Source organism: Duganella sp. Root336D2, assembly GCF_001425005.1.
Taxonomy (GTDB): domain Bacteria; phylum Pseudomonadota; class Gammaproteobacteria; order Burkholderiales; family Burkholderiaceae_D; genus Rugamonas.
Map to the genome: position 1 here is coordinate 173,473 of NZ_LMDB01000033.1, position 21,676 is coordinate 195,148.

Consider the following 21,676-nt stretch of genomic DNA (forward strand, 5'->3'; position numbering starts at 1 on the left):
GAAGTGATTTTTGGCGAGTTTCCAACTTTGCCATTCCGGTAACATATATTTTCCACAACATAAATTTCGGCAGCGAGCATAAATGATCAAGCATTTCCTTCTGTCCCTGGCCGCCGTTGGCGGCCTGGCACAAGCGGCCCCTTCATTGCAGCAATTCTTCGAGCCAGCCCAATTCAAAGACGCAGTCATATCGCCGAGCGGCCGCTACGTGGCACTACGCGTCGGTAACAGCACGCTGCGCGACGGCCTGGTAGTTGTCGACAGCGAAACCCAATCCGTAATCGGCGGTGCGCGCCCGACCGAATACGATATTGGCGACATCCGCTGGGTTAACGAAAATCGCTTGGTATATAGCGTGCTCAACATCAGACGCAAATCGGGCGAGGACCACTTTGCCCCCGGCCTGTACGCCGTTGACCGCGATGGCAAAAACACGCGCCAGCTGGTGTCGCACGACTGGACATCAACCAACGACAACATGGTCCATGTCGAACCGTGGAGTACTTATTTGATGAATGATGAGGGCGCACAGGACTCGGATTTCATCTACATGCTCCGCCTTGAGTGGAAAGACCATTTCGTCGAGCGCACCGACCTGGTCAAGCTGAACACCTCGACGGGGCAGTCGACCTTTGTCAACCGGCCTGAGGCTGCGCAAAGCTGGATGCTGGACCGCAAGGGCGAGCCCAGCATCATGGTATCCAGCAAAGAGGGCAAGGAAACCATTCATTACCGCGATCCCGCCAGCGGGACATGGCGCGCCTTGGGCACATTCCCGGCTTACGACAGCGGTGAAGGCGGGATTGCGCCAATCGGCTTCGTCGATGACAAACAAATGCTGGTCAAAGCCCGGCTGAACGGCGACAAGGCCGCGCTGCACACCCTGGACCTGGCCAGCGGCAAGGCTGACCCGGAGCCGCTGGTATCGCTGAGCGACTTCGACTTCAGCGGCAGCATGGTGTATTCGAACAAGCGCTTGCTCGGCATCCATTATCTGGCGGACGCACGCAGCAGCCTCTGGTTCGATGCAGACATGAAGGCGGCCCAGGCGGAAGTGGACAAGAAGTTGCCAGGCATGGTCAACCTGCTCACCCCGCCGACTGCGCCGGAAGTTCCATGGCTGCTGGTTGAGAGCTATTCCGATCGCCAGCCGCGCACCTACTCGCTGTACAACAGCAAGACCGGCCAGTTGAAAGTGGTTGGCATGGGCCGCCCCGATATCAATCCAGCTGAGATGGGTCGCCAGGAGCTGGTCAAGGTCAATGCGCGCGACGGCATGCAAATCCCGGCCTGGCTGACAAAGCCGGCCAAGGGCGGCAATAAGCTGCCGATGGTAGTGATCGTGCATTGGGGCCCGTATGTGCGCGGCAATGAATGGGGCTGGGATCCCGACAGCCAGTTCCTCGCCTCACGCGGCTATGCCGTGCTGGAACCGGAATACCGTGGCTCGACAGGTTTCGGTTTCAAACTATTCTCCGCAGGCCTTAAACAATGGGGCTTGAAGATGCAGGACGATATCGCCGACAGCGTCAAATGGGCCGTGGAGAAAGGGATCGCCGACCCAGACCGCGTCTGCATCATGGGTAGCACCTATGGCGGCTATGCCGCCCTGATGGGATTGGTCAACGATCCCGGTTTGTACCGCTGCGGCATTGCCTACAAGGCTATCACCGACATTCCGACGATGTATGACGTCGGCATGTCGCTGAAGGGCGACCGGCAGGGCGACTACAAGACCAAAGACGTGCCGAAGCTGGTGGGTGACCTGAAAATGGATGCCGCGCAGTTCGTTGCCACATCGCCGCTGAAACAGGCCGCACGCATCAAGCGCCCGCTCCTGCTCGCACACGGCGAAGAAGATCTGCGCGTGCCCTTCTCGCATTTCAGCAAGATCCGCTGGGCGCTGCAAGACGCAAAGGCCGATGCCGAATTCGTCAAGTACGTGGGTGAGGACCACTGGTTCACCTTGAAGACCCGCCTCGATTTCTGGGGCCGGGTCGAGAAATTCCTCGACAAGCATATCGGCGCCGGAGCACAGGCGAAGTGAGGTCCGCGCCGCGCCTGCTGATGGCCTGCCTTGCAGGGTTGGCGCTTGCCATCGCGTCGCCGGCAGGCGGCGCGGCCACCGGCGTGGCGACGGCAGCGCCGCCAGCCAAGGACTTCTTCAACCGGCCGCTGTTTGGCGGGGCTGTCATTTCCCCCAGTGGCAAATACCTTGCCGCCCGCATTGCCCAGGCCGGAGGGCGTACGCAACTGGCCGTCATCGACCTGGCTTCACGCTCGGCCAAGGTAGTCGCCAACTTCAAGGATGCCGATGTGGTGTCGGTGCAATGGGTCAACGACCAGCGCCTGGTGTTCGAGTCATTCAATCTTGGCAGCGTGGCTTCCGGCGGCAAGTTCGCGGCTTCCATGTTCGCCATCGACCGCGACGGCGGCCGGCCGCTGCTGCTGGCAAGCGATGCCCCCAACAAACAACTGAGCGGCGCCGCCTCCCCTTACCTGATGCTCGCCAGCCGCATCACGCTGATCGACTACGATGGCGAGCGGGATTCCGACCTGGTATATGCCATCGAGCCGCGCCAGGACGGGCCAAAAGAGAACGCCTACGCGAACTTGTGGCGCGTGAATACCATCGACGGCAGCCACGAGCGCTTGAAAGGGCCGGCGCAAGCCACGGGCTGGGTGCTCGACCGGCACGGCGAGCCGCGCCTGGCCACCACCTTCGAACAAGGCAAGACAGTCTTTCATCTGCTCGGCAACGACAAGCAATGGCGCAAGCTGTCCAGCGTAGCCCAGCAAATCGGGCCTGGCTACACCATCGCGCCGCTCGGCTTTGGAGAAGGCAATACCCTCTACGTCACGAGCAACGGCGGTGCCGACAAATCAGCGGTGTACCGCTATGACATGGCCGGCAATACCCTGGATGCCGCTCCGTTGCTGGCCCTGGATGGCTACGACTTCAAAGGCAGGCTGGTGATCCGCAACGGCAAGCTGCTCGGTGTGCAATACCAGCGCGATGGCGAGGGCGTGCAATGGTTCGATCCGGCGTTGCAGCAGATGCAGGACGCTATCGACAAGCTGTTGACCGGCACCGTCAACGTGGTCCAGTTGCCGCAGGAGGAGACTGCGCCATACGTCCTGGTGCGCTCGTATTCCGATGTCCAGCCGGAGCGCTACTACAGCTATGAGCGCGCAACGGGCAAGCTGGCGCGCGTGGGTGAATCGCACCCCGAGATCAAGCCCGGGCAGATGGGCATGCAGGAAGAGGTGCGCTATGCGGCGCGCGATGGCCTGGAGATTCCGGCCATGCTGACCCTGCCTGCCGGCAAGCGCAAGAACCTGCCTATGGTGGTACTGGTGCATGGCGGTCCCTGGGTGCGTGGCAGCGCCTGGGGCTGGCGTGCGGACGTGCAGTTCCTCGCCTCGCGCGGCTACGCGGTGCTGCAGCCGGAGTTCCGCGGCAGTACCGGCTTTGGCCGCAAGCATTACCTGCTGGGGTGGAAACAATGGGGACTGAAGATGCAGGACGATGTGGCCGACGGCATGAAATGGGCGGTGGCCCAGGGCATCGCCGACCCGGCCCGGGTCTGCATCGCCGGCGCCAGCTACGGTGGCTACGCGACCCTGATGGGACTGGTCAAAGACCACGACCTGTACCAATGCGGCATCGAATGGGTCGGCGTCACCGACATCGACCTGCTGTTCAGCCCGGCGTGGAGCTATCCCGACGATATTTCCGCTGACCACAAGCGCTACACCATGCCGGATACGATCGGCGACCCGGTCAAGGATGCAGCGCAGTTCAAGGCTACTTCGCCGTTGGCGCAGGCGCACCGCATCAAGCGCCCGCTGCTGCTGGCCTATGGCGGCAAGGACCAGCGTGTTCCGATCGTCCATGGCACGCGCCTGCGCGACGCCGTGCGCGATTCGAACCCGGATGTGGAATGGATCGAATACCCCAACGAAGGCCACGGCTGGTACGAGCCGCGCAACAACATCGATTTCTGGACGCGCGTGGAGCGCTTCCTCGATCGCCATATCGGGGCCGGACGATAAATCCACACTGAAGCACGCATGCTCACCATGAAGAAAACCCAGCACCTGATCCACTCTGGCCTGCTCGGCCTGGCCATTACGGCGGCCTGGCTTCCTGCGCGCGCGGCCGGCTCCGTCCCGCCTGCCGAGTCTTTTTTCAACTACCCGGCCTTTACCGGTGCCACCCTTTCGCCGACCGGGCGCTACCTCGCGGTGCGCGTGCCGCATGAGCAGAACGGCCGCTATATGCTGGCTGTTTATGATTCGGTCCAGCACAAGATCAACGTCGTGGCCAAGTTCGGCACGCGCGACGTCGCCGATATCCAGTGGGTCAACGACGAGCGCATCCTGTTCAACACCGCCGACAAGCAGGTCGGCCAGGGAGAAACCGTCAACGGCCCGGGCCTGTGGGCAGTGAACGCGGACGGCAGCGGCATGCGCCAGCTGGTGACCACGAATTCGCTGGACAGCTCCGGGCCGCGCATGCTGGCATGGAATTATTTCATGGGGCCGGTTGGCGCCCAGGATTCCGAGTGGGTATACGTGCTGAGTGGCGTCTCGAACGACCTGCAAGGCAAGCTCGACTACGTGAACATGCTCAGGCTGAACACCCTGACCGGTCGTACCGAGGGCATCAAGCGGCCGGCCAACGCGCAGGCCTACACGCTGGACGACGCTGGCAAGCCACGACTGGTTTCCGCCCACACCGACGGCTCGCGCACCGTTTCCTTCCATATCCGCGAAGGCGACAGCGAAGAGTGGCGCCTGCTGACCACCTTTGATGCCTACAAGCCCAATTCGGGCTCCTTCATGCCGCTGTCCTATGCACGCGACGGTACGCTATATGTCAGCAGCAACAAGGATGGCGACAAGACTGCCTTGTACACCTATGACTTCAAGGCCAACAAGTTGGCCGAGAAGCCGCTGGTGCAACTGGAAAATCATGACTTCCGCGGCGACCTGCTGCTGCGCGAGGGCAAGCTGCTCGGCATCCACTATGAAGCCGACGCGGAAGGCACGCTGTGGTTCGATCCTGAATACAAGGCTCTGCAGGACGAAATCGACCAGCAGCTGCCGTCCACCATCAACAACCTGCGCATACCGCGCCGCACCGGCACGCCGAACGTGCTGGTGACGTCCTATTCCGACGTGCAGCCGGTGATTTACTTCCTGTACGACCGCAGTACCAGGAAGCTGCAGCCCGTCGGGCAGACCCGTCCACAGATCAAGCCTGGGCAGATGGGCACCCAGGACGTGGTACGCATCGCTGCGCGCGATGGCAGGCAGGTCCCGGTCCAGTTGACACTGCCGCCAGGCGGTGCCGGCAAGAAGTATCCGATGGTCGTCATGGTGCATGGCGGCCCTTACGTGCGCGGCGTGCATTACGGCTGGAACCGTGAAACCCAGTTCCTGGCTTCGCGCGGCTACGCGGTGCTGGAGCCGGAATTCCGCGGCAGTACCGGCTATGGCTACAAGCATTTCAAGGCCGGCTTGAAGCAATGGGGTCTGAAGATGCAGGACGATATCGCCGATGCCACCAGGTGGGCCATCGCCCAGGGTTATGCCGACCCTCAACGCATTTGCATTGCCGGCGCCAGCTATGGCGGCTATGCCACCCTGATGGGCCTGGTCAATGATCCCGAACTGTACCAATGCGGTATCGACTGGGTGGGTGTCACCGATATCAACCTGATGTACAACGGGCACTGGCGCTTCAGCGACGATATGAGCGAAAGCTGGAAGAAGTATGGCATGCCTGAAATGGTCGGCGACCAGGCCAAGGATGCCGCGCAGTTGAAAGCCACTTCGCCGCTGGAGCAGGCGGCGCGCATCAAGCGGCCGGTGCTGCTGGCTTATGGCGCGGACGACCGGCGCGTACCGCTGATCCACGGCCTGGCTTTCCGCGATGCGCTGGTGCAGACCAACAAGCAGGTCGAGTGGATCCAGTACGACGAGGAAGGCCATGGTTGGCAACTGCCGAAGAACAATATCGACTTCTGGACCCGGGTCGAGAAATTCCTCGGCAAGCATATCGGCGCAGGAGCAAAAACGGAGTAAGCTGGCGGCTCGTCCGTCACTCACTTCGAAGGAGGCAGCGCGATGTCGTCTGGCAAGATCCTGGTCGCACAAGGGGGCGGTCCCACCGCCGTGATCAACCAGTCGCTGGTCGGCGTCGTGCTCGAGGCACGGCGCTTCCGCAATGTGACACGCATCTACGGTGCCATGCACGGCGTGCGCGGCATCGTCAACGAGGACTTCGTCGACCTGACGCAGGAAACCAGCCATAACCTGGAACTGGTGGCCGCCACACCCTCCTCCGCCCTCGGCTCGACGCGCGACAAGCCGGACCTGAAGTACTGCGAAGAGATCTTCAAGGTGCTGAAGGCGCATGAGATCGAGCACTTCTTCTACATCGGCGGCAACGATTCATCGGACACGGTGCGCATCGTGGCCGAACAGGCGCAGGCTGCGGGCTATCCGCTGCGTGCCATCCACATTCCCAAGACCATCGACAACGACCTGGTGGGCAACGACCACACACCGGGCTTTCCTTCGGCGGCGCGCTTTGTCGCGCAAGCCTTTGCCGGCGCCAACCTGGATAACGCTTCGCTGCCGGGCGTATACGTGGGCGTGGTGATGGGACGCCATGCCGGCTTCCTGACTGCCGCATCGGCATTGGGCAAGAAATTCCCGGACGACGGACCGCACCTGATCTACCTGCCGGAACGCGTGTTTTCGATCGAACAGTTCCTGGCCGATGTGAAGGACACGTACGCGCGCTATGGGCGGTGCGTGGTGGCGGTGTCGGAAGGCATCCACGATGCATCCGGCGAGCCGATCGCCACCTTGCTGGCGAAGGAAGTGGAACGCGATGCGCACGGCAATGTGCAGCTGTCCGGCACCGGTGCGCTGGCCGACCTGCTGTGTGACGAGATCAAGGACAAGCTGGGGATCAAGCGCGTGCGCGGCGATACCTTCGGCTACCTGCAGCGCTCCTTCATCGGCTGCGTGTCGGACGTGGACCAGCGCGAGGCGCGCGAAGTAGGCGAGAAGGCCGTGCAGTTCGCCATGTGGGGCGAGCGCAATGGCTCGGTGGCGATCAAGCGCACCGGCTTCTATTCGGTCGACTATGAGCTGCTGCCGCTGGATGCCGTGGCAGGCAAGACGCGCACCATGGAAGATGAATTCATCGACGAGAAGGGTACCGGCGTGACCGATGCCTTCCGCATGTACCTGCGCCCCTTGCTCGGTTCCGGCATGCCGGACGCTTACCGCCTGCGCCCGGCGCCGGTGCCGAAGATCCTCAAGCGCTAGAACAGCGCCGGCAATTCCGCCGCCAGGAAGTCGGACAGGGCGCGCACCTTGGTCTGCAGGTGGCGGTTGCCGGGGTAGACGATGTAGGCGACACGCGGTTGCATCTGCCATGCCGGCAGCACGCGCTCCAGCGTGCCCTGCGCCAGCATGGGCCGCGCGATGAAGGAGGGCAGCGAGCCGATGCCCTGCCCGGCTGCCAGCATCTGTCCCAGCATCAGGCTGTTGTCCAGCCACATACGCACCGGCGGTTCGATTTCAGCCGTGCCGCCCTCCCCTTCCAGCCGCCACAGGCCGGGCGCCTCGGCCAGGCGGAAGGCCAGCGCGCGATGCGCCAGCAAGTCATGCGGCACCCGCGGTGCGCCGCGCTGGCGCAGGTAAGCCGGCGCGGCGCACAGCCACTGCTCCACCTTGCCGGCAGCGCGCACCACCAGCGATGAATCGGGCAGCGTGGTGCGTACGCGCAGCGACAGGTCGAAGCCTTCCGCCACGACGTCGAGCAAGCGGTCCGCCATGGTCAGCTCGACGTCGATCTCGGGGTATTGGTCCATGAAGCGCGTCAGCAGCTGCGGCAGCACCACCAGGCTTAACGACATCGGAGCGTTGATGCGCACGCGCCCTTTCATTGCAGCCTGCTCACCGCTGGTGCTGCGTTCAAGCTCCTCCAGTTCGTCGAGCAGGCGGCAGCACTCCTGGAAGTAGGCGCGGCCGGTATCGGTCAGGCTCATGGTGCGCGTAGTGCGCAGCAGCAGTGCCGCGTTCAGGCCCTGCTCCAGCGAGCGCACCTGCTTGCCGATGCCGGCCGGCGACAGGCCCAGCTCCTCTGCCGCCTTGCTGAAGCTGCCGCGCTCGACTACGCGGCGAAAGGCTTGCATGGCCGCCAGCTTGTCCATTCGATCCCCTGGGTAAAAAGTCTTTATCAAAATCGCCCGATTATCTTAGCAGCAGAATCAAATATGCTGGCTTCACTGATTTTCTTACAAAGGAGCCAAGATGAAACTCGCAACTACCCTCGCCGCCCTGCTGCTGTCCGCCAATGCCATGGCTGCCGAACCGGGCACCAGCCCGTGGGGGCCGCAGGATGAAATCGGCCGCCTGAACCTGGTGACCCAGGCGTCCAGCGCGGCCATCCTGGCGCGCCTCAGCGGCGGCCGCGCTTATGACCTGTCGGTGGATTATTTCGTCGGCATGCCAAGCTGGCAGGCGGCCGGCGATCCGCCTTACCTGATGTGGATGACACATACGCCGCATGGCAACGTATTGTCCGACCCGATGGAAACGGGCAAGGCGATGAACCAGCACGTCAGCTACACGGGCAGCGCGATTTCGATGTATGCGCATATGGGGACCCATATCGATGCGTTGAACCACTTCGGCCTGGACGGCAAGATCTGGAACGGCTTCAAGGCTTCCGAGCACCTGGGCGACCGCGGCTGGAAAGTGGCCGGTGCCGAGAAGCTGCCACCGATCGTGGCGCGCGGTGTGCTGATCGACGTGGCCGCGGCCAAGGGCGTCCCTATGCTGCCGGATAACTACCGCGTGACCGGCAAGGACCTGGCCGAGGCATTGGCCAAACAGAAGGTGGCGCTGCAGAAGGGCGACGTGGTGCTGATCCGCACCGGCCGCATGCAGCAGTTCGAGAAGGCGCAAGCCTTCATGCAGAATCCGCCGGGCATGGGCCTGGATGCGGCACGCTTCCTGGTGGAGCAGAACGGCGCGATGGTGGTGGGCGCGGACAACCTGAGCTTCGAATCCTTCCCTTCCGAAGCCAAGGACAACTACATTCCGGTCCACACCTACCTGCTGGCCGAACACGGCGTGCCGATCATGGAACTGGTCAACCTGGAAGAACTGGCGCGCGACAAGGTATACGAATTCGCCTTTATCGGCGCCTCGCTCAAGTTGCGCGGTGCGGATGCGGCGCCGATGCGGCCGATCGCCCTGCCGCTGCGTTAGGCCTTAATGTGCGGCGGCTGCCTGCCGCTTCCTGATCTCGGCCTGTGCAGCTTGCAGGGCGTCGGCGGCGGGCACCGCGATATCGGGCGCGATGCCCACGCCTTCCCAGTTGGTGCGGGTGACCGGGCTGATGCTGGTTTCCTGTGGAATCAGGATGGCGAAATTGCGGTCCAGCCAGAACAACTTGGCAGGGCTGGCGCCGCCCTTTGTGGTCTCGCCGATGATGACGGCACGCTTCAGGTTCTTGAGGGCGTAGATGAAATCTTCCGCCGCCGAATAAGTACCTTGGCTGGCCAGGATGTAGACCGGTTTGGTGCCGCCGAAGCGCTTGCCTGCGACTTCCTTGCTGGTCCAGTTTTCAATGGTCTTGTTGCCTTCGCGCGCGAACAGGTCATTCAGGCGCGCTGGCTTATCGAACAGATAGCTGGCCAGCAGCGGCACCGCATCGCGGGAGCCGCCGCCATTGTCGCGCAAGTCGATGATCAGGGCCTCGGTATCAGCCAGGCTGGTCATGGCCTTGGCGACTGCCGGCGCCGATGGCGTGCCCGGTGCAAACGATTTGGTCTTGAAGTAGCCGACGTTGCCTGGCAGGCGTTCAACGCGTTCGATGCCGTAACCGCTGGCGGCGACCTGCGCGTACATCTGGGCGCGTTCCTGGTCGCTCAAGGGACGTTCTTCGCGATCCATGCCGGGAAAGCCATCGGCGTCATGCATGATGCCAAGGTGGCGGTTCCGGACCAGCTCCCGCAGGCGCTCGGTCAGCGCGTCGGCAAACGCTTCTTCCGTCGTGGCCGTGTTGAAGTCTGTCGCTCGCAGTTTTTCGCCAACGCCCTGCAATTGCGCCGGGTAGACATAATGCGCGTCAAGTTCCTTGACGACTTTGTCAATCAAAGCGGTGCGCTGCTGATGGTTGATGTCTTGCGCCATAGCGGCGGTTGACGCGACAAGCAGGGCCAGGATGGCGGGACGGATCAGGCGCATGAGGTCTCCTCGATTTTGGAGAGTCTATTCTCGTGCCGCATTATCGTTTTGGCAAGCGCCTAAGGCCCTTGATGAACATCGCGGTAGGCCAGCATGTCCACCAGCTTTTCCTCCTTGGCAGGATCGAAGCCGCAACTGGCTTCAAACTTCTCCGGGTTTTCGTAGGTCCCGAACAGCATGTCCCACCACACGATGTCGCCGTAGTTGTTCTTGTGGCGGCCGTACTGGTGGTGGATGCGGTGCATCTCGGGGCGCTGGAAGAACCAGCCGATCCAGCGCGGCGTGGTGACGCTGGTGTGGTAGAAGAATTCTCCGAGCGCGGTGCACAGGGTGTAGGCCGCACCCGCCTCCGGCGACAGGCCGAGGAAGGCATATACCAGCAGGCTGCCGATGATCGAGTTGACGACCATTTCGCCGGGGTGCTTGTAGAAGGAGGTGATGACTTCGATGCGCTGCGGGCTATGGTGGATCTGGTGGAACAGGCGCCACAGCAGGTCCGATTCATGGCGTACGCGATGCCACCAATAGAAGACGAAGGTGGCGATGAAGTAGGCCAGCAGGCCTCCAGTCACGGGACCGACGTGATCGGAGAGGTGCAGCAGCGAGGCTTGCGAGGTCCAGCGTTCCCACGTTACGCCGGCCAGCAGGACCACGCCAAGCTGCACGGCATTGATCGCCAGCACGCGCAGCGGCCAGGTGCGGACGTGGGGCAGCTTCCATCCGGGCCGCAGGCGCTCCAGTACAAAGCAGGCGGCGAATACGATGAAGATGGTGGTGAGCATGGCGTGTCCTTTCGTTCGGCAAGGACGAATGATCGCGCCGGGGCCGGGTCCGGGCCTAAGAAAATCCTTTTTGGTATCGGAATTAGATACGCACGGCATATAGGGCGGGTTCTCGCCTGTTGGCCGCCTAGCATGGTGGCTCTTTCACACAGGAGACAACCATGAAGAAACTGATTGGGGCGCTGACCCTGGCGGCAAGCAGCGCGGCGGGAGCTGCGGGCGGAGCGCCATCAGCGGCCGACCTTGAGCGCGCGCGGCACGGCTTCGACTTCCTGCACGGCGACTGGACGGTGCAGAACCGGCGCCAATCCGATTATGCCAATCCGGACAGCCCATGGGAGAACTTCAGCGCCAGCAACCTGGTGCACGCGCTGCCGGCCGGCATCGGCAACTATGACGAATACCGGCCGCTCGGCAACTGGCGTCCCGGCTTCGTGGCGATGACGCTGCGCGTGTTCGATCCCGCCACCGGGCGCTGGAGCATCTACTGGCTGACCAACCGCGACGGCGGACTCGATCCCGCCACGGGCACTTTGCTGCCGCCCGTGGTGGGCCGTTTCGATGCCGACGGCGTGGGCCGCTTTGAAGGCGAGGAAGTCTACAAAGGCCGCACCGCCCGCGTGCGTTTTACCTGGACCCGCAGCAGCGAGCGCCAGGCACGCTGGGAGCAAGCCTATTCCTGGGACGATGGCACCAGCTGGCAGACCAACTGGATCATGGATTTCACGCGGAAATAGTCCACCATGGGGTCAGGAACGAAAGTGGACAAAAAAAACGGAGCCTGGCGAGGCTCCGTTCATGGACTTGGAAAATGGGGTACGTCCCCATTTTTTTAGACGACGATGGTCTGGTGTTCGCCTTCCGCGCGGGCGCGGATCTTGCCGATGCGGGACACGGTTTCGCCGGCTGCGGTCAGCTGGGCGACTGCTGCGTCGGCGTTTTCAGCGGACACGATCACGGTCATGCCGATGCCGCAGTTGAACACGCGGTGCATTTCCGCGTCGGCGACGCCGCCGTGCTGCTGCAGCCACTTGAACAGCGGTGGCATGGTCCAGGAGGAGCCATCCAGTTCCGCGGTCAGGTTGTCCGCCAGCACGCGCGGGATGTTTTCCACCAGGCCGCCACCGGTGATGTGCACCAGGCCTTTGACTTCCATCGATTCCATCAGCGCCAGCAGCGGCTTGACGTAGATGCGGGTTGGTTCCATCAGCACGTCGGCCAGCTTGCGGCCGTGGAAGTCGGCTTCCAGGTCCGGCTTGGCCACTTCAATGATCTTGCGCACCAGGGAATAACCGTTGGAGTGGGCGCCGGAGGAGGCCAGGCCCAGCACCACGTCGCCCGGCTTGATCTTGGAACCGTCGATCAGCTTGGATTTTTCAACCGCGCCGACTGCGAAACCGGCCAGGTCGTACTCGCCGTCCGGGTACATGGATGGCATTTCAGCGGTTTCGCCGCCGATCAGTGCGCAGCCGGAGTATTCGCAACCCTTGGCGATGCCCTTGATCACGTCGGTCGCGGTCGCCACGTTCAGCTTGCCGCAGGCGAAGTAGTCGAGGAAGAACAGCGGCTCGGCGCCCTGCACCAGGATGTCGTTCACGCTCATGGCCACCAGGTCGATGCCCACGGTGTCGTGGCGGTTCAGCTCGAACGCCAGTTTGAGCTTGGTGCCGACGCCGTCGGTACCGGAAACCAGCACCGGCTCCTTGTATTTCTTGCTGATCTCGAACAGCGCGCCGAAGCCGCCGATGCCGCCCATCACGCCTTCGCGCATGGTGCGCTTGGCGAATGGCTTGATCGCTTCAACTAGGGCGTCGCCGGCGTCAATATCGACACCTGCGTCACGGTAGGACAGGGAAACATTCGAAGGTTGGCTCATGGTGTTGTCGCAACTGAGGCGGAAGAATGGAAAAGCGGTGGCCGAATACGGCAAGTCCGCTATTTTAGCATTTTTACCCCCCGAACCTTCGATTTTCAGCCCCCGGAGCGGCAAACTTCCCCAAACCTGGAGCGGGCACCGAGCTTCAGCAGGCGAGCGGCCAGTTCTTCATTCTTCTTTTCCAGCGCCACGTCGTAGGGCGTCAGGCACTCGTTGTCAGGGTTGGCTTTGCCATTCGGGTCGGCGCCCTGTTCGATGGCGAAGCTGACGCGCGTCGTGACCGCGGAAACGCATTTCTGCCATTCCGCGTCGAAGCGGTCGGATGGCACCAGGTTGCGCGTCATGTCCTTGTCGCATTCGCTGACCAGGCGTACCAGCATGCTGCGCTTGCCCCAGGTGCTGCCGTTTGGATCGGCGCCAAGGGCGACCAGGCGCCTGGCGGCGTCGAACTGGTCCTTGCGGATGAAGCGGTTGAGCAGGGCCGAGTAGGTCGTCGACTGCACGTTCGGGTTGGCGCCGGCCTGGATCAGCAGCGCAAGGAATTCGTTGTCGGTCTCACAATGGTCGCAAGTGGACAGGTTGATGCCCCTGGCGCTGGCGCCGCGCTCGACCAGCAGGTGGGCCAGCGCCAGGCGGCGCGGCCAGCTTTCCTGCGGGGCATTGCGGGCGAAATAGGCCTGGTTCACGGTTTCCTGCAGCAGTACGGTGCCCAGCTCGCCGGCGATGTCGGACTTGTCGACCAGGTATTCAAGGACGGCGAAACGCTTGGCGTCCTTGGCCGGATCGGGCTTGGTCAGGTAGGTGTTGACCGCCACGCCCAGCATGTTTTCCGGGGCGAAGCTGGGATCCTTCCTGGGATCGAAGCGCTTGATGCGGGCCAGGTCGCCCTCATCCGTCGCGTCGACGACCTTGCTGGATGGCTTCTTGAAGTTCACCGCTTCGGCGACGCTGGCTGCGGCGTCGGCCACGCTGGCTGCGGCGGCAAGGGGCATGCACAGCAGGCGGTTGAAGCCTTCGCATTTTTCACCATCGTCCGCTGCCATGGCAGGGGTATGCGCGGCAAAGGCCAGGGACAGGGCCGCCAGGGCGGCTTGGGTACGGACAGACAGCATGACATCAGATCGGAGTTGACTTATAGAAATATTAAACTACTGATAGGCTTGGCGCATGGTGTTTTTAACAGCCGAGGCGTTAGAATAGCCCTTCCTTCGTCCCTACCACGCCCCAGAAGATGCCCCTTCCCCTCTCGGCAGAACAAAAACAAACGCTATTCTGGGTGTCTGTCTGGGCCGCCTTCTTTTTCCTCCTGTGGATCCTGGGTCCGGTGCTGACGCCCTTCCTGGCGGCTGCCATTTTCGCTTATGCGCTGAATCCCGCTGTCGACAAGCTGTGCCGCCTGCGCATGTTCCGGCGCTGGAAAATGCCGCGTGCGCTGGCCGTATCCGTCGTTATCACCCTGTTTGGCGCCGCCGTGCTGGCGCTGCTGCTGATTGTGGTGCCGGTGCTGCAAAAGGAGATCCCGCTGCTGCAGGCGGCGATTCCCGCATCGCTGGCCAAGCTGAATGACACGCTGGGCCCGCGCCTGCAGCAGCTGGGCGTGGAGTTCACCCTCGATGGCGCCAGTATCAAGGCCCTGGTGGCGGAAAAGATGGCCGAAAGCGGCAACCAGATCTGGACTGCGGTACTGAATTCCGCGCGCACCGGCGGCAGCGCCGTGCTGGGCTGGCTGGCGACGCTGGTGCTGATCCCGGTCGTGCTGTTCTACCTGTTGCTGGACTGGCACCAACTGCTGGCCCGCATCGCCGCTGCCGTGCCGCGCCGCTATATCGGCGCCACCATGGACATGGCGCGCGAGTCGGATGTCCTGCTGGCCCAGTACCTGCGCGGCCAGTTGATGGTGATGCTGGTGTTGTCGGTTTATTACTCCACGGCCCTGGCGGTGGCCGGTTTCGACGTCGCGCTGCCGGTCGGCATCCTGTCGGGCGTGCTGGTATTCATTCCCTATCTCGGCTTTGGTCTGGGCCTGCTGCTGGCGCTGATGGCGGCGGTGCTGCAATTTACCGACTGGAGCGGGCTGGTGGCCGTGGCCATCATCTATGGCCTGGGCCAGGTGATCGAGGGTTTCATCCTGACGCCGCGCCTGGTAGGCGAGCGTATCGGCCTCGATCCGCTGGCTGTGATTTTTGCCCTGTTGGCCTTCGGCCAGCTGTTCGGATTCGTCGGCGTATTGCTCGCTTTACCGGCTTCCGCCCTCTTAATGGTCGGTTTTAGGCACCTGCGCCGCCACTACATGCGCAGCAGCTTTTATAATGCGTAGTGTGAAGATCGATTACGTTAGCAAAAAATCCACGATGCCGGGACAAGTCCAATGAAACAGCTGGTGCTTGACCTGGGTGCGGAGCCGGTGTGCACCCTCGAGTCGTTCGAGGTGGGCCGCAATGCCGAGGTGGCGGCGCTGATGCGCCAGTTCGCCGAACGCAGCTCCCGCGAGCATTTCGCCTACCTGTGGGGGGAAACCGGCGCAGGCAAGTCGCACCTGCTGAAGGCGCTCGCCTCGAGCGAACGCGCGCGCTATATTTCGCCGTTTTCGATTGAAACCGAGTTCCTGTATTCGCCGGAGGTGGACCTGTACCTGCTGGACGACTGCGAAAAGCTGTCGCCGGTGGCCCAGATCGATGCCTTTGCCCTGTTCAACGAGATTCGCGCCAATAATGCCTTCATGGTGAGCGCGGGCTCGGTCGCCCCGGCCGTGCTGCCGGTGCGCGAGGACTTGCGCACGCGCATGGGCTGGGGCCTGGTGTACCAGATCCATGGCCTGACCGACGAGGAAAAGCTTGCAACGCTGACACAAATGGCGGAAGCGCGCGGCTTGATCCTCTCACCCGGTGTGCTACCTTACCTGCTGTCGCACTTCCAGCGCGACATGGTATCGCTGTCCTCGATGCTCGACTCGCTCGACCAGTATTCACTGGAAACCAAACGCCCGATCACCCTGCCCCTGCTGCGCGAATGGCTGCAGGAGGAAGCGAAAGAATGATGAAACTCGCCCTGTTCGACCTTGACCATACCCTGCTGCCGATCGATTCCGATTTCGAGTGGGGCCAGTTCCTGTGCCGCGTGGGCGCTGTCGATGCCGCTGAATTCAAGCGCCGCAACGAGGAATTCTTCGCGCAATACCAGGCGGGCACCCTGGACCCCGTGGAATACCTGGAATTTTCGCTCGGAACCCTGGCCACCTTTGAGCCCGGGCAATTGGCCGAACTGCAGCAGCAGTACATGACCGAAGTGGTGATGCCGAATATCCTGCCTTCCGCCCGCGCGCTGCTGCAAAAGCACCTCGACGCTGGCGACCTGGTGGCAATCGTGACGGCGACCAACCACTTTGTCGTCGCGCCGATTGCCAAGGCCTTCGGCGTGGAGCACCTGATTGCCGCGATGCCGGAGCGCGATGCCGCCGGCCGCATCACCGGCAAACTGGTCGGCACGCCAACCCAGGGCGAAGGCAAGATCGTGCACACCAAGGCATGGCTCGAAAAGATGGGGCATACGCTGGACAGCTTCGAAAGCGTCCACTTCTACAGCGATTCCCATAACGACCTGCCGCTGCTGTCGATCGTCAGCCATCCGATCGCGACCAACCCGAACGCCAAGCTGTCCGAGCACGCGAGCGCGCAAGGCTGGCCACTAATTCACCTGTTCAATGATTAAGAAATTCATCCGCAAGATCCTCGGCGTCAAGAGCGCGAGACCCAGCAACGAGCCTGTCGTACTAGGCGCCAAGGACCATGGCATCGACCCGCGCATGGTGTCGAACAACGCCATCCGCGTCACCAGTACGCTGCAGGAAGCCGGCTTTGAAGCCTTCGTGGTCGGCGGCGCCGTGCGCGACCTGCTGCTTGGCGTAAAGCCGAAAGACTTCGACGTCGCCACCAACGCCACGCCGGAGCAGGTCAAGCGCCTGTTCCGCCGCGCTTTCATCATCGGCCGCCGTTTCCAGATCGTGCACGTGATGTTCGGCCAGGACCTGCTGGAGGTGACCACCTTCCGCGGCACCGCCACCGACAATGCGCCGAAGGACGAGCATGGCCGCGTGCTGCGCGATAACACCTTCGGCTCTCAGGCGGAAGATGCGGAACGCCGCGACTTCACCATCAACGCCATGTACTACAACCCTGCCACGCAGGAAGTGCTGGACTACCACGGCGGTATCGAAGATATCCGCGCCAAGACGCTGCGCATCATCGGCCAGCCGGAGGCGCGCTACCGCGAAGACCCGGTGCGCATGCTGCGCGTGGTGCGCTTTGCCGCCAAGCTGAAATTCTCCATCGAGCGCTCGACCGCCGAACCGATCGGCGTGATGGCGCCGCTGATCGACAACGTGCCGGCGGCGCGCGTGTTCGACGAGATGCTCAAGCTGCTCACTTCCGGCCAGGCCCTGGCCTGCCTGCAGCAGCTGCGCAAGGAAGGCCTGCACCATGGCCTGCTGCCGATGCTGGACGTGGTGCTGGAACAGCCGATGGGCACCAAGTTCGTGACCCTGGCGCTGGATTCCACCGACAAGCGCGTGATGGCCGGCAAGACCGTGTCGCCGGGCTTCCTGTTCGCTTCCCTGCTGTGGCACCAGGTGCTGGAGAAGTGGCAGGCCTACCAGGCTGCGGGCGAGCTCCCGATTCCTGCGCTGCACCTGGCGGCGGACGAAGTGCTGGATTCGCAGACCGAGAAGCTGGCCATTCAGCGCAAGATCGGTTCCGACATGCGCGATATCTGGGCCATGCAGCCGCGCTTTGAGCGCCGCAATGGCAAGAACCCTTACAAGCTGCTGGAGCACCTGCGCTTCCGCGCCGGCTACGATTTCCTGCTGCTGCGCTGCGCGTCCGGCGAGATCGACCGCGAGCTGGGCGACTGGTGGACTGCCTTCTACGAGGCCGACGAGACCGTGCGCGCCGAGCTGGTGTCGGTTGCTTCGTCCGGCGGCAAGAAAAAGAAAGCAGCGCCGCGCCGCGGCAGCCGTGCGGCCGCGCAGGATGATGTTCCTGCCGACGCGCCAACTGATGCCGATGAAGGCGACGAGTCGGATGACGACGAATTCCTGAACCCTCCAGCCGAAGGCGAGGCGCCCGCCCGCAAGCGCCGCCGCCGTCCACGCCGCGGCCGTCGTAGTGGTGGCGGCAACGCCCCCGCCGGCGACGCTTGATGCCTGTTACTGCCTTCATCGGCATCGGCGCCAATCTCGGCGATGCCCGGGCCAATGTGCTGGATGCAGTGGAGCGCCTGGGCAAGCTGCCAGGCGCTACGCTGGAGGCGGTGTCTTCGCTGTACCGTACCGCGCCGATTGATTCTTCCGGCGACGACTATATCAATGCTGTTGCGCGTGTCAGCACCGCCCTGCCTGCCCAGGCTTTGCTGGAGGCGCTGTTCGATATCGAGCAGGCGCATGGGCGTGAACGGCCGTACTTCAATGCGCCGCGCACGCTGGACCTGGATCTGCTGCTGTATGGCGAGGAGCAGATTACGACGCCTACGCTGGTTGTGCCGCATCCGCGCATGCATTTGCGGGCGTTTGTCTTGATGCCGCTTCTTGAACTGGCGCCTGGTGTGGTGCTGCCGGGCCTGGGACGCGCGGCTGATTTCGCGCCGTCGGTTTCTGATCAAGGTATTATCCGCCTTTAAAACCGGTAAACCAGGGTCAGACCCTGGTTTACCGGTTCAAAAGCAAAAGTCCCCAACATCTTTTTGACTGTGGCGTGGTACGGACACCTGAAGAACTTCTCTAACAAGTCCTGGCTGGTCGCCGCGATGGGCGCTGTGTACTTTATTCTCCGCAGTTAGAATATCGATTTTCCGATTCTGAGGACATACCATGTCTGGCAACCTGCAAAACCCTTACCCGGCGCCTACCCGTGCCGTGCCGACCAAGGCAGTCACGATCCCCTCGATCAACGCGCTGAAGGCAGCCGGCGAAAAGATCACCATGCTGACCTGCTACGATGCCAGCTTCGCCTCCCTGATGGACGGCTGCGGCGTGGAGGTCCTGCTGATCGGTGATTCCCTGGGCATGGTGTGCAACGGCCACCAGTCCACCCTGCCGGTGACCGTGCAGGAAATCGCCTACCACACTGCCGCGGTAGCCCGCGGCGCGAAGAACGCGCTGATCCTGGCCGACATGCCGTTCGGCTCCTATGCCACGCCGGAGCAGGCGTTCCACAACGCCGTGCAATTGATCCAGGCCGGCGCGCATATGGTGAAGATCGAAGGCGGCGCCTGGGTTGCTGAAACCGTGCGCTTTCTGGTGGAGCGTTCGATCCCGGTTTGCGCGCACCTGGGCCTGACCCCGCAGTCCGTGCACACGCTGGGCGGCTACAAGGTGCAGGGCAAGACCATCGAAAGCGCCGAACTGCTGAAGCAGGATGCGCTCAAGCTGCAGGCTGCCGGTGCCGCCATGGTGGTGCTGGAAGCTATTCCTACCGCGCTGGGCAAGGAAGTGACCGACATGCTGTCGATGCCGACCATCGGCATCGGCGCAGGTCCGGATTGCTCGGGCCAGGTGCTGGTGATGCACGATATGCTGGGCGTATTCCCGGGCCGCAAAGCGCGCTTCGTGAAGAATTTCATGGAAGGCCAGGTGTCGATCCAGGCTGCGGTGACGGCCTACATTGACGCCGTCAAAGGCGGCACCTTCCCGGCAGTCGAACACTGCTTCTGAAACCATGAGCAACCCGCTTAACGACGACGAGTACGACCAACTCGACGACCTGCTGGCCGCAATCGGCCCGCAGAGCATGGACGTGGCCAAGCTGGAAGGCTTCCTGACCGCGCTGGTGATCGGCCCGGCCAACGTGGCGCAAGAAACCTGGCTGTCCGTCGTCTGGGGCGGCGCCGCCGGCAGCGACGAAGCCGCCGCGCTGGTCTTGCGTCATCATGACTACATGCGCGTCTGGATGCAGAAAGATCCGGGCAGCTTCGAGCCGATCTACGAATGCGGCGGCAGCTGGACTGTGGAGGCGTGGTGCGACGGCTTTATGGCGGGAGTCAGCATGGCCCCCGATGCCTGGGCTCCTCTGCGCGCCCAGCAGCCGGCCTTGCTGCTGCCATTCCAGGCGCCGCTGAACGCCGCCAAGCTGCCGCAGGCCGTCATCAAGATCAACGAGTTCTTCCACGCGCCGCAACCTAAGGTGGCCAAGGCGGGCCGCAACGATCCCTGTCCTTGCGGCAGCGGCAAGAAATTCAAGAAGTGCTGCGGCGCTTAAATTTGAATCCAGGTCGTCTTCAGTTCGGTGTACTTGTCGAAGGCATGCAACGACTTGTCGCGTCCATTGCCTGACTGTTTGTAGCCGCCGAACGGCACCGTGATATCGTCGCCATCGTACTGGTTGACGTGCACGGTGCCCGCCTTCAGCGCGCGCGAAGTGCGAATCGCTTTCGAAATATCCGACGTCCACACCGCAGCGTGCAAGCCGTATGGCGTATCGTTCGCCTGCTTCACGGCCTCGTCGAGATCCTTGAACGACAGCACCGACAACACCGGGCCGAAAATCTCTTCCCGCGCGATCTTCATCGTGTTCTGCACGCCGTCGAACAGCGTCGGCTCGACGTAGAAGCCACCGGTCTCCTTGCGTACCGCATTGCCGCCGGCGAGCAGTTTCGCTCCCTCGTCGCGGCCGGCGTCGATAAAGCCCATCACGGTTTTCATCTGGATCGAATCGACAATCGCCCCCATGACCGTCTTTTCGTCGAGCGGATCGCCAGGCGCATAGGACGGCACCAGGGCCAGCGCTTTCTCCAGGAACCTGTCCTTGATCGCTTCCTCCACGAACAGCCGTGAAGGCGCGTTGCAGCTTTCGCCCTGGTTGAAGTAGATCGAGCCGACCGCAGCGGCGACGGCCGCGTCAAGATCGGGGCAATCGGCGCAGACGATATTGGCCGACTTGCCGCCCAGTTCCGTCCACGCCCGCTTGAGGTTCGACTGGCCCGCCATCTGGATGATCTGCTTGCCCGTACGCGTAGAACCGGTGAAACCAATGCAGTCCACATCCATGTGCATCGCCAGCGCCGCGCCGGCCTCGTTGCCGTATCCAGGAAGTACATTGAACACGCCGGGCGGGATGCCCGCCTCCACCGCCAGTTCCGCCAGCCGCAGCGCCGACAGCGGAGACTTCTCTGATGGTTTGAGCACCACGCTGTTGCCGGCCGCCAGCGCAGGCGCAATCTTCCACGCCGCCATCAGCAGCGGATAATTCCACGGCACGATGGCCGCCACCACGCCAACCGGCTCGCGCGTGATCAGGGCCAAAGAGTTGCCCGGTGTCGGTGCAATTTCTCCGTACACCTTGTCGATCGCCTCGCCATACCAGCGGATGCAATTCGCTGCGAGCGAAACATCGACCACCTGGCTGTATTTGATCGGCTTGCCCATGTCCAGCGTTTCGAGCAGCGCCAGTTCGTCCTTGTTCTGCATCATCAGCTCAGCGAACCTGACCAGCACGCGCTTGCGCTGCGCCGGCGCCTGGCTCGCCCAGCGGCCGCTGTCGAAGGCCCGGCGCGCCACTGCGACAGCCTGGTCGACGTCGGCCGCGTCGCATCGCGCGGTCTGCGACAGGTAGCGGCCATCAATGGGAGACAAGTTGTCGAACTTGCGCTCACCGCGCGCCCAGGTGCGTTCACCGTTGATGAAAGCGCGCCCGTCAAGGGTCAGCATCTTGGCACGTTCGTGCCAGTTGATCGCTTCTTTTGCCAT

Annotated in this window: 20 protein-coding genes; 14 read left to right on the forward strand and 6 right to left on the reverse strand. The window is 62.8% G+C overall.

What is annotated here, in order from left to right; genetic code table 11:
* Nucleotides 1-82: 82 nt before the first annotated feature.
* Genes ASD07_RS19110 through ASD07_RS19125 form a run of 4 tightly spaced genes read left to right on the forward strand, consistent with a single transcriptional unit; the run spans nucleotide 83 to nucleotide 7,350 of the window.
* Entirely contained in the window at nucleotides 83-2,047 is a 1,965-nt protein-coding gene (locus ASD07_RS19110; protein ID WP_055933967.1) for a S9 family peptidase, read from the forward strand.
* The gene (locus ASD07_RS19115) at nucleotides 2,044-4,056 is read left to right on the forward strand and encodes a S9 family peptidase (RefSeq protein ID WP_229207215.1); all 2,013 of its coding nucleotides are present in this window, start codon (nucleotides 2,044-2,046) and stop codon (nucleotides 4,054-4,056) included. The genes ASD07_RS19110 and ASD07_RS19115 overlap by 4 nt, the downstream gene beginning before the upstream one ends.
* Before the next feature lie 27 nt (nucleotides 4,057-4,083).
* Nucleotides 4,084-6,093: a S9 family peptidase gene (locus ASD07_RS19120; RefSeq protein ID WP_055934473.1), complete on the forward strand. Its 2,010-nt coding sequence runs from the start codon at nucleotides 4,084-4,086 to the stop codon at nucleotides 6,091-6,093.
* Between the two features lie 42 nt (nucleotides 6,094-6,135).
* Nucleotides 6,136-7,350 carry a 6-phosphofructokinase gene (locus ASD07_RS19125; RefSeq protein ID WP_055933970.1) on the forward strand — a complete coding sequence of 405 codons (1,215 nt, stop codon included), beginning with the start codon at nucleotides 6,136-6,138 and terminating at the stop codon, nucleotides 7,348-7,350.
* Here the strand turns inward: ASD07_RS19125 and ASD07_RS19130 are convergent.
* Nucleotides 7,347-8,240 carry a LysR family transcriptional regulator gene (locus ASD07_RS19130; RefSeq protein ID WP_055933971.1) on the reverse strand — a complete coding sequence of 298 codons (894 nt, stop codon included), beginning with the start codon at nucleotides 8,238-8,240 and terminating at the stop codon, nucleotides 7,347-7,349. The two genes, ASD07_RS19125 and ASD07_RS19130, sit on opposite strands and share 4 nt — an antisense overlap.
* A gap of 148 nt (nucleotides 8,241-8,388) precedes the next feature.
* Here ASD07_RS19130 and ASD07_RS19135 point away from each other — a divergent pair, with 148 nt between their 5' ends.
* Nucleotides 8,389-9,303 (forward strand): cyclase family protein, encoded by a 915-nt coding sequence (locus ASD07_RS19135; RefSeq protein ID WP_229207225.1) that lies wholly within the window; start codon nucleotides 8,389-8,391, stop codon nucleotides 9,301-9,303.
* 3 nt (nucleotides 9,304-9,306) lie between these two features.
* On the opposite strand, the gene ASD07_RS19140 is transcribed toward ASD07_RS19135, so the two are convergent.
* Both ASD07_RS19140 and ASD07_RS19145 read right to left on the reverse strand, forming a co-directional pair.
* Nucleotides 9,307-10,284 carry a S41 family peptidase gene (locus tag ASD07_RS19140; protein WP_055933976.1) on the reverse strand — a complete coding sequence of 326 codons (978 nt, stop codon included), beginning with the start codon at nucleotides 10,282-10,284 and terminating at the stop codon, nucleotides 9,307-9,309.
* Nucleotides 10,285-10,343: 59 nt separating this feature from the next.
* On the reverse strand, nucleotides 10,344-11,066 hold the full coding sequence (locus tag ASD07_RS19145) for a sterol desaturase family protein (protein WP_055933978.1): 723 nt from the start codon (nucleotides 11,064-11,066) through the stop codon (nucleotides 10,344-10,346).
* A 161-nt stretch (nucleotides 11,067-11,227) separates the two neighbouring features.
* Here ASD07_RS19145 and ASD07_RS19150 point away from each other — a divergent pair, with 161 nt between their 5' ends.
* On the forward strand, nucleotides 11,228-11,803 hold the full coding sequence (locus tag ASD07_RS19150; protein WP_229207216.1) for a hypothetical protein: 576 nt from the start codon (nucleotides 11,228-11,230) through the stop codon (nucleotides 11,801-11,803).
* Between the two features lie 95 nt (nucleotides 11,804-11,898).
* Here the strand turns inward: ASD07_RS19150 and purM are convergent, their stop codons facing one another.
* Complete coding sequence (gene purM, locus ASD07_RS19155) at nucleotides 11,899-12,942, reverse strand: phosphoribosylformylglycinamidine cyclo-ligase (RefSeq protein ID WP_055933980.1); 1,044 nt, start codon at nucleotides 12,940-12,942, stop codon at nucleotides 11,899-11,901.
* Between the two features lie 95 nt (nucleotides 12,943-13,037).
* On the reverse strand, nucleotides 13,038-14,054 hold the full coding sequence (locus ASD07_RS19160) for an ankyrin repeat domain-containing protein (protein ID WP_055933982.1): 1,017 nt from the start codon (nucleotides 14,052-14,054) through the stop codon (nucleotides 13,038-13,040).
* 119 nt (nucleotides 14,055-14,173) lie between these two features.
* Here ASD07_RS19160 and ASD07_RS19165 point away from each other — a divergent pair, with 119 nt between their 5' ends.
* The 8 genes from ASD07_RS19165 to ASD07_RS19195 are packed head-to-tail and all read left to right on the forward strand — an operon-like array spanning nucleotide 14,174 to nucleotide 20,189.
* The gene (locus ASD07_RS19165) at nucleotides 14,174-15,259 is read left to right on the forward strand and encodes an AI-2E family transporter (protein WP_055933984.1); all 1,086 of its coding nucleotides are present in this window, start codon (nucleotides 14,174-14,176) and stop codon (nucleotides 15,257-15,259) included.
* A gap of 51 nt (nucleotides 15,260-15,310) precedes the next feature.
* Entirely contained in the window at nucleotides 15,311-15,979 is a 669-nt protein-coding gene (gene hda / locus ASD07_RS19170; protein ID WP_055933985.1) for a DnaA regulatory inactivator Hda, read from the forward strand.
* Nucleotides 15,979-16,650 carry an HAD family phosphatase gene (locus tag ASD07_RS19175; protein ID WP_055934477.1) on the forward strand — a complete coding sequence of 224 codons (672 nt, stop codon included), beginning with the start codon at nucleotides 15,979-15,981 and terminating at the stop codon, nucleotides 16,648-16,650. The genes hda and ASD07_RS19175 overlap by 1 nt, the downstream gene beginning before the upstream one ends.
* Nucleotides 16,643-18,136, forward strand: a complete 1,494-nt coding sequence (gene pcnB, locus ASD07_RS19180) for a polynucleotide adenylyltransferase PcnB (protein WP_055933987.1) — start codon at nucleotides 16,643-16,645, stop codon at nucleotides 18,134-18,136. Before ASD07_RS19175 ends, pcnB begins: the two co-directional genes overlap by 8 nt.
* Entirely contained in the window at nucleotides 18,136-18,612 is a 477-nt protein-coding gene (folK, locus tag ASD07_RS19185; RefSeq protein WP_055933989.1) for a 2-amino-4-hydroxy-6-hydroxymethyldihydropteridine diphosphokinase, read from the forward strand. Before pcnB ends, folK begins: the two co-directional genes overlap by 1 nt.
* Nucleotides 18,613-18,669: 57 nt before the next feature.
* A complete protein-coding gene (locus ASD07_RS32405; RefSeq protein WP_156398108.1) occupies nucleotides 18,670-18,771 on the forward strand; it encodes a hypothetical protein in 102 nt (33 codons plus the stop codon).
* A 31-nt stretch (nucleotides 18,772-18,802) separates the two neighbouring features.
* Complete coding sequence (gene panB / locus ASD07_RS19190) at nucleotides 18,803-19,645, forward strand: 3-methyl-2-oxobutanoate hydroxymethyltransferase (RefSeq protein ID WP_055933992.1); 843 nt, start codon at nucleotides 18,803-18,805, stop codon at nucleotides 19,643-19,645.
* A 4-nt stretch (nucleotides 19,646-19,649) separates the two neighbouring features.
* Nucleotides 19,650-20,189 carry a UPF0149 family protein gene (locus ASD07_RS19195; RefSeq protein ID WP_055933994.1) on the forward strand — a complete coding sequence of 180 codons (540 nt, stop codon included), beginning with the start codon at nucleotides 19,650-19,652 and terminating at the stop codon, nucleotides 20,187-20,189.
* On the opposite strand, the gene ASD07_RS19200 is transcribed toward ASD07_RS19195, so the two are convergent.
* On the reverse strand, nucleotides 20,186-21,676 hold the full coding sequence (locus tag ASD07_RS19200; RefSeq protein ID WP_055933996.1) for an aldehyde dehydrogenase: 1,491 nt from the start codon (nucleotides 21,674-21,676) through the stop codon (nucleotides 20,186-20,188). The two genes, ASD07_RS19195 and ASD07_RS19200, sit on opposite strands and share 4 nt — an antisense overlap.